This window comes from Lacinutrix sp., assembly GCF_023299985.1.
Classification (GTDB): Bacteria; Bacteroidota; Bacteroidia; order Flavobacteriales; family Flavobacteriaceae; genus Lacinutrix.
In genome coordinates this window covers 1-3561 of record NZ_JALZVX010000024.1, presented here as the reverse complement: position 1 = coordinate 3561, position 3561 = coordinate 1, and the positions used below count along the sequence as shown (strand labels likewise).

The following is a 3561-nucleotide window of genomic DNA, read 5'->3' as shown; positions in this document are numbered from 1 at the left end:
GTATTTAACATGTTAGGTCAAGAAGTTATTAAAACTTCACCAAACGCAGTGTCTAACGATATTAATATGTCTAACTTACAATCTGGAGCTTACTTTGTAACTGTTGGAGCAAACATAGAAACTGTTAGAATTATTAAAAACTAGTAATTACTAATACAATGTTTGCTAGATCTTAGCATAACATATAATTTTAAAAGTCACTATTTTAGAGTGGCTTTTTTATATAGGTATGAAAATTTTATAGATTATAATGATATAACAAAGCCTATTTAGAAAGTATTGCAAGTAGTTTTGGTCATTTCCTTGTAAGATAAAAAAGTAAGAGTTAATACTATTTCGCAATCACTAACAAAAAAAGTGAAAAGAAGTAAAGTAAAAGGTTTTGATGGCTTTATAGCTTACTTCGAAAAATGTCACCTTTAGGAAACGCAACTGCTCTAGATTTTGCAAATTACACAGTAACAATGTTTAGCGATTTAATAAAACGTGCTACTTTACAAAATATTTATAACGAAGACAGTTTTTGTAGCATGGAATTAGTAATGCTCTAATGGATGCATTTGTAGAGAGATAAGAAAAATAAAACTAGTTAATATTTATGTTTAAAGCTACACTATTACTATATGTGTGGCTTTTTTATTGTTTTAAAGCATCGATTATTAAGAACATGTAAATTAAAATTTTGTTTTAGATTATTTTTGAAACATTCACAAACCCTTAATCGATAATAAATTGCGTATTGTCGATTTGTAACATTTTTAGATTGCTAATTGATATATTATCAATATTTTTAGCATTATAAACATTTTTAAAAACTATTTAATATGAAAAAAATTACTTTTTTATTTTTTGCGGTATTGGTATCTAGCTTTACTTGGTCACAATGTATTGTTACTACCTCTTTTGGTACTGAAAACACACCGAATGATGGTTCTGTTACATCTATTTCTACATGTAGTTTTTCAGGAGAATACAATACAATTAACAACGTTATAATTGGAGACGATTATGAATTTACAAACACTTCAAGTGGAGTAGATGGTTATATTACTATAACTGATGATACTGATTCAGTAATTGCATTTGGACCGTCTCCATTAACTGTAACAGCTATTACAGTTAATGTTGTAAGACTTCACGTTACTAATGATGATACATGTGCTGATGATTCTGATTGTCATGCATCAACAGTTCAAAATTTAACAGTAGCAGCAAATGGGTGTTTTGACCCTTCAGCAATACTAGTTTCAAACATAGCATTAACAACTGCTGATATATCTTGGACAGCTGGTGGAGCACCACTTGAAGTTGATTTTAACGTAGAGGTTTTCTTAACAGGAGAAACTGCTAATCCAGTATTTTCTAATGCTAATGTAGCAGGAACAACAGTATCAGCTACTGGTTTAACAGCTACTACATCTTACGATGTTTACGTTACTGCTAATTGTAGTGGATCCACTCCAAATAGTGCCACAGTAGGTCCTTTAACATTTAATACTATATGTCTTACGTTTCCAGCACCATACACAGAAGGTTTTGAAAATGGGGGAGTGATTCCTGCTTGTTGGAGTATGAGTGGTGGAGAAGACTGGCTATTTAATCTTTCAGGACCAAACAATGTAGGTGACAATGGTACGATTTCTGGTAATACTATGACTAATGGTTATTATGCAGTAGTTGATGCTTCAGGTAACGATGGCCCTACTATTTTATTAAGCCCATTAGTAGATGTTTCTACTTTAACAACACCAGCGCTAAGCTTTTACGTGATTTCAAGCAGTAATAATGTTGCTAATGCAGAATTATTAGTAGAAGTTTGGGATGGAGCAGCATTTAATACTGTAGAGACTATTAATGAAGATACCGCTAATTTAGAATGGGAATTAATAATTACTGATTTAAGCGCATTAACTATTACAGGTGATGTACAAGTTCGTTTTACTTTCTCTGAGCCTTTAGGTGGTCTTGAGGATGATATAGCTATTGATGATGTAACATTTTCAGAACTTCCATCATGTACGCAACCTAATTCGTTAACTGTAGCTAATGTAGAAAGTTCCTCTGCCGATTTAGGTTGGACAGAAACTGGAACAGCTACAACTTGGAATATAGAATTAGTAAATATTACAGATGGTGGAACTCAAACTATGATGGCAACATCAACAGGTGTTTCAAACCCTTACATGGCAACTGAATTAACAGATGCTACCGATTATGAATATTATGTTCAATCAGATTGTGGTGTAGATGGTACATCAGTATGGTTTGGGCCCTTTGCTTTTACAACAAATTGTGAAGCATTTGTAGCACCTTACTTAGAAAATTTTGAAGACGGATTTACAGTTTCTTCAAATCCTTTTATGGTTGAAAATTGTTGGTCAGCTACTAGTAATGGATACTATTGGGAATTAGCAGCTTTTGACGATACTAGTTCAGGTGGTACTGGTCCAGATTCGTCAATTACAACAGGAAATTATTTTTTCACAGAAGGATCATCTGGTACAGATGGAACTATTATAAATTTAACGACACCGCTTGTAGACTTATCAGGACTTACTGCACCAGCATTAACCTTTAACTATCACATGTTTGGAGAGGATATGGGTAATTTAGATGTTTTAGTTAACGGTACAGATAATGTTTTTAATTTAACAGGAGAGCAACAAGCAGCAGCTACAGATGTTTTTGAATTAGCTGTTATTGATTTGTCAGCATATATGGGACAGACTATCAGTGTTGTATTTAGAGGAACAAGAGGGTCTGCTTTTCAATCGGATATGGCAATTGATAACGTGTCTTTTAATGAAATTCCTGATTGTGATGCACCTGTAGCAACTTTTACTGTTACAACGGATTGTGTTGCTGAATTCTCAGTAGATATTGACGTTACAGATTTAGGTAGTGGAACTTCTTACGATGTTCAAAGTGAAAGCACTAGTGTTGGTACTATTACAGCAATAGGAATTACAACTGTAGGTCCTTTTCCAATTGGAACTCCAATTAATTTAACTATTGTGCATCCAGATGACGCTATTTGTAACGTATTAGAAAATGGACTTGAAGAAACTTGTCCACCTGCAACTATAGGAACTTTAACTTTAAATGGTGCTTGTGGAGTTGCTAATGATACTGCTACTAATGCTGTAACAGCCGGTGAAATTCAATGGTATGAGTTAATTTATGATGGAGGTTGTACAGATTTTACAATTGAAACTGGAGGATCATTAGATACAGAGTTAGGTATCTATGATGATGCAGGTAACCTTTTAAGTAATAATGATGATGGAGGTACTGGTTCTTTAAGTTTATTATCTCTTACTGGACAACCTGCAGGAACCTATTATATTGCTGTTGGTGTTTTTAATACAGCATTTGGAGTGAATTTTGATGTAACATCATCATCAGGTAATACAGGAGATATTACTGTTAGTGTTAACACTGTATCTGTAATACCAAACGATGAATGTGCAGGAGCAATAGCTGTTGTTTTAGGTGCAGATGTAGCATTCGATAATACAGGAGCAACAGATTCTGGAGCAGCTTCTTGTTATACAGGCACTG

The 3561-nt window shown here is 33.5% G+C and carries 1 protein-coding gene and 2 pseudogenes; all 3 read left to right on the top strand.

Features of this window, described 5'->3' with window-relative positions; translation table 11 throughout:
* Positions 1-9: 9 nt before the first annotated feature.
* Entirely contained in the window at positions 10-144 is a 135-nt protein-coding gene (locus Q0C58_RS12400; protein ID WP_366841077.1) for a T9SS type A sorting domain-containing protein, read from the top strand.
* A 93-nt stretch (positions 145-237) separates the two neighbouring features.
* A pseudogene (locus tag Q0C58_RS01630) lies at positions 238-574 on the top strand (SDR family oxidoreductase); the annotation flags it as partial.
* Positions 575-824: 250 nt separating this feature from the next.
* Positions 825-3561: pseudogene (locus Q0C58_RS01625) on the top strand (hypothetical protein); the annotation flags it as partial.

What these genes read in the sequence shown, in the direction of transcription:
- Q0C58_RS12400 (WP_366841077.1), top strand. Translation starts at nt 10, where the DNA reads ATGTTAGGTCAAGAAGTTATTAAAACTTCACCAAACGCAGTGTCTAAC.